The organism is Nitratidesulfovibrio liaohensis (assembly GCF_011682075.1).
Classification (GTDB): Bacteria; Desulfobacterota; Desulfovibrionia; order Desulfovibrionales; family Desulfovibrionaceae; genus Cupidesulfovibrio; species Cupidesulfovibrio liaohensis.
In genome coordinates, this window is sequence record NZ_VSMK01000212.1 from 1 (window position 1) to 4,536 (window position 4,536).

Sequence of the window (4,536 nt, forward strand, 5' to 3'; positions counted from 1 at the left end):
GATCCGGCGCAGGGCACGTGGCGCCGCCGCACGCATGCACGGCTGGCCGCCTTCGTGGCCGGGCGCGCGAAAACCAGCGACCGTGCCGGAAAATCCGGCAGGGCCGAAGGAATGGCGCGCCGCGCGCCCGATACCGATGGGTCACATCGGCAGGGCGCGGCTCCGAAGAAATAGGTGCTTACGGCCTGCTGTCAATGACGTCGCCCGCATGCAGGCGATGTTCGCGCCCCTCGGCATCCACCAGGCGCAGCAGTCCGTCGGGATCGACATCGGCCACCAGCCCTTCCACCACGCCGTGCGGCGTGCCCACCCGCAGGGGGGTGCCAACGATGGCGGCAAGTTCCTTCCAGCGGGCGATGACCGGGCCGGGGTCGCCCTCTCGCAGGGCAGCGTACCAGTGCTCGGCGCGCTCCAGAAAGGCGCGCAGCACGTCCCCCCGCGACACGGGGCGGCCCAACTCCGCCGCCAGCGAGGTGGCCTTGCCGCGCAGGCCTTCGGGCAGGTCCTCGACGCGGGTGTTCACGTTGATGCCCGCGCCGGTGACCACGTGGGACACCGTGTCGGCCACCAGGGCCACCTCGGTCAGGTTGCCCGACACCTTGCGGCCATGCAGCAGCACATCGTTGGGCCATTTGGCACGCGGAGCAAGGCCGGTGACCTCGGCCACCGCCTCGGCCACGGCCACGGCGGTCATCAGGGTGACCAGCGGCGCGGCCTGCGGGGCAAGACGGGGCCGCAGCACCAGCGAAACGTACACCCCCACCCCGGCGGGCGACGCCCATACACGACCGGTGCGACCGCGACCGGCGGTCTGCGCCGATGCGGCGACCACGGTACCCTCGTCTGCCCCGTCCAGAGCCAGCAGCGCGGCCTCGCGGTTGGTGGAGTCGGTGGTTTCGTGCAGGACAAAGGTGCCCTGCCCGAAACAGCGGGTGTGCAGCCCCCGGCGGACTCCGTCAACGGTCAGCACGTCAGCCTCGGCCAACATCCGGTAGCCCCGGCGGGTCATGGCCTCGATCTGGTGCCCTTCACCGCGCAGCGTCCGCACGTGCTTGGCCACGGCAGCCCGGCTTACGCCAAGCAACCGTGAAAGTTCCTCTCCCGACCGCCAGTTGCCGCCCGCTTCGCGCAACATGGCGAACACACGTCCCTTCGTGGGCGTCCTGTCTGTGTCCACGGCGATTGTAAACCATCAGGCAATTGCTTGGTTGACAAAAAGGAACACGCCCGCTACTCGCCCTGAACTGCCATTCAACAGGAGCGATACCGAAACATGAACCCCCTGCTGGAACGTCTGTGCGCGCGCCTTTCGGACACCATTCCCCCCGGAACGGAAACTCCGTACGCATCGCCAGGCCACGCCCGCACGGCGGAAGCCCCCTGGTCCGGCATCACCGGAGAAGAGGCGCTCGCCGTGGCGCGGCTGCCCGCGTCCGACACCCTGGACATCCTGGCCGTGGCGCAGGCAGTGCGTTCGGCCCGCAAGGGGCCGCTGGCGACCACCTGCGGCATCGTCAACGCAAAGTCGGGCCGGTGCGGCGAGGATTGCGCCTTCTGCGCCCAGTCGTTGCGCCACGACACGGGCGCTCCGGTGCATGCGCTGCTCGGCCCCGACGCGTTGCTGCGCCATGCGGAAGAACTGGCCCGCGCGGGTGTGCGCCGCTTCGGCATCGTGACCAGCGGCAACGCCCTTTCGGAACGGGAGTTCGACGCGGTCTGCCAGGCGGCGCGCCTGTTGCGCGACCGTGTGGACATCGGCCTGTGCGCCTCCCTGGGGCAGCTCGTCACCGGGTCCGCCGAGAGTGGAAACCGGGGAGAACGAGCGCGCCGCCTGAAGGACGCAGGCATTTCCAGCTACCACCACAATCTTGAAACGGCCAGAAGTTTTTTCCCGCAGGTATGTACCACGCACCCTTACGATGACGACATCGCCACCGTGCGCGAGGCCGCGCGGGCGGGGCTGCGCACCTGTTGCGGCGGCATCCTGGGCCTTGGCGAAACCTGGGAACACCGCGTGGAACTGGCCCTGACCCTGCGGGAACTGGACGCGGACTCCATCCCGCTGAACTTCCTGCATCCCGTTCCGGGCACACGGCTTGGCCACCGCAGCCCGCTGCCGCCCATGGAGGCCCTGCGGGCCATTGCCGTGTTTCGACTGCTGCACCCCGGGCGAGACATCCTGGTGTGCGGCGGGCGAGAGACGACCCTGGGCCAGTGGCAGTCGTGGGTGTTCGCCGCCGGGGCCAACGGCCTGATGGTGGGCAACTACCTGACCACGGCGGGCCGCGCGCTTGCCGACGACATGGACATGCTGGCCACGCTGGGCGTGGGCGACGTTTCCCGCACCGGCGAGGAGGCACGGGCATGAGCGGACGGACGACGGATACCGGCATGCCCGGAGCGGCCAGCACTGCCCCCGCCGCAACGGACGCCACCGTGCGCCTGCGCGCGCTGGACAAGGCCCACGTGTGGCACCCCTTCACCCAGATGCGCGACTGGCTGGCGGCGGAGCCGCTGGTCATCGCCGCCGCCGAGGGCAACCGCATCATCGACACCGACGGCGCATCCTACCTGGACGGGGTGTCCTCGCTGTGGACCAACGTGCACGGGCATCGCCACCCCCGGCTGGACGCGGCCATCCACGCCCAACTGGACAAGGTGGCCCACACCACCCTGCTGGGCCTGGGCAGCGAACCATCCATAGAACTGGCGGCACGCCTTGCCGCCGTCGCCCCGCAGGGGCTGACGCGGGTATTCTATTCCGACAGCGGGTCCACGGCGGTGGAGGTGGCGCTGAAGATCGCCTTCCAGTTCCACCGCCAGGCCCCGGCGCATTTGGGCGGGGATGCGCGGCGCACCCGCTTTCTCAGCCTGCGCAACGCCTACCATGGCGACACCGTGGGGGCCGTGGCCCTGGGCGGCATGGCCCTGTTCCATTCCATCTACGCGCCGCTGCTGTTCGACACGGTGAAGGCTGAAAGCCCGTACTGCTACCGCTGCCCCTTCGGGCGGCAGGCCGGAGCGTGCGAGAGGGAGTGCATCACCCACATGGAAACGCTGTTCGCCCGGCACGGACACGAACTGTGCGCCGCCGTGGTGGAGCCGCTGGTGCAGGGCGCGGCGGGCATGCTGTTGCAGCCGCCCGGCTGGCTGCGCCGGGTGCGCGAACTGTGCGACGAGCACGGGGTGCTCCTGGTGGCGGACGAGGTGGCCGTTGGCTTCGGCAAGACGGGCACCCTGTTTGCCTGCGAGCAGGAAGGAGTGACGCCCGACTTCCTGTGCCTGGCCAAGGGCATTTCCGGCGGCTACCTGCCGCTGGCCGCCACCCTGACAACGGAACGGGTGCACGACGGCTTTCTGGCCCGCCACGAGGAATTGCGCACCTTCTTCCACGGTCACACCTACACCGGCAACCCGCTGGCCTGCGCGGCGGCCATCGCCTCGCTGGACGTGTTCGAGGAAGACCGGGTGATGGAGCGGCTGCAACCGAAAATCGCCCGGCTGGCCGCGCGACTGGATACGCTGCGCGACCTGCCCCACGTGGGGGATATCCGCCAGCGCGGCGTGATGACCGGCATCGAGATGGTGCGGAACCGCGACACGAAGGAAGGCTACGACCTTGCTCAACGCATGGGCCACCGGGTAACCCTGGAGGCACGGCGGCGCGGGGTGATCATCCGCCCGCTGGGCGACGTGATGGTGCTCATGCCGCCCTTGTCCATCACCGACGACGAGATCGATCTGCTGGTGGACGCCACGGGTGAGGCCATCCGCGCGGTGACCGAACGCGGGGCCACAGGCGGATTGGGCGGATTGGGCGAACGGGAAGGGGTACCGCCCCTGCCGGGGGTGGCATGACCGCCACCGGCAGTACGCACGGCACCGTGCGGTGCGGAGTGTTCCGGTTCGACCCGGCCCACCCGCTGTTCGCGGATCATTTCCCCGGCGCCCCCGTGGTGCCCGGGTCGTGCATCGTGCAGGCCTTTGCGGACGAAGCGTCACGCTGGGCCCACGAGCTCACTTTGGAGGACGGAGGGACGCCGTATGCGACGGAGGCCGGGCGGCAGGCGGACATGCGTGCAGGACTGCCTGCGGGAATGTCGGCAACGCCACAGGCCTCGTCCGCCGGTGTCCCTCCGCATTCCGTCGGGGACGGTCCGGATGGCCGCATGTCCGATGGGACATGCGCATCCTCCGTCATGCGGCCCATATGCCCGATCCGCCCGACATGCAAGGCACGCGGGTTCCGCTTCCGGCGCTTCGTGTCGCCGGGTGACTATGCCTTCCGCATGGAATGCACGGATGAAGGCCTGCGCTGCTCGCTGCACGCACTGCCTCACGGGCACGCTGGCGAGGGGCATGGGATGAACGGGCCGGGGGCAGCATACGGGCCAGATGCCACGCCTCCCCCCGCCTCTCCCCCCCTGGTCACCGGGGTGCTGGCGTGGTAGCCGCCGGATCGCCCTCCCCCCTGCGCGGCCCCGTGCTCATCGCCGGGGGCTCATGCGAGCTGGGGCTGGCCCTGGGGGCGGCGCT

General features: G+C 70.0%; 3 protein-coding genes. 2 read left to right on the top strand and 1 reads right to left on the bottom strand.

The window, feature by feature from the left end; translation table 11 throughout:
- Positions 1-178: 178 nt before the first annotated feature.
- Positions 179-1,135 carry a biotin--[acetyl-CoA-carboxylase] ligase gene (locus FVW27_RS08260; protein WP_167124249.1) on the bottom strand — a complete coding sequence of 319 codons (957 nt, stop codon included), beginning with the start codon at positions 1,133-1,135 and terminating at the stop codon, positions 179-181.
- Positions 1,136-1,273: 138 nt separating this feature from the next.
- Here FVW27_RS08260 and bioB point away from each other — a divergent pair, with 138 nt between their 5' ends.
- A complete protein-coding gene (bioB, locus tag FVW27_RS08265; protein ID WP_167124245.1) occupies positions 1,274-2,368 on the top strand; it encodes a biotin synthase BioB in 1,095 nt (364 codons plus the stop codon).
- Positions 2,365-3,858: an adenosylmethionine--8-amino-7-oxononanoate transaminase gene (gene bioA, locus FVW27_RS08270; protein ID WP_424991861.1), complete on the top strand. Its 1,494-nt coding sequence runs from the start codon at positions 2,365-2,367 to the stop codon at positions 3,856-3,858. The genes bioB and bioA overlap by 4 nt, the downstream gene beginning before the upstream one ends.
- The last annotated feature ends 678 nt before the right edge of the window (positions 3,859-4,536 follow it).

Excerpts from the sequence above, each read along its gene's own strand:
- bioA (WP_424991861.1), top strand. The coding sequence starts at position 2,365 with ATGAGCGGACGGACGACGGATACCGGCATGCCCGGAGCGGCCAGCACT.
- FVW27_RS08260 (WP_167124249.1), bottom strand. The coding sequence starts at position 1,135 with ATGTTGCGCGAAGCGGGCGGCAACTGGCGGTCGGGAGAGGAACTTTCA.
- bioB (WP_167124245.1), top strand. The coding sequence starts at position 1,274 with ATGAACCCCCTGCTGGAACGTCTGTGCGCGCGCCTTTCGGACACCATT.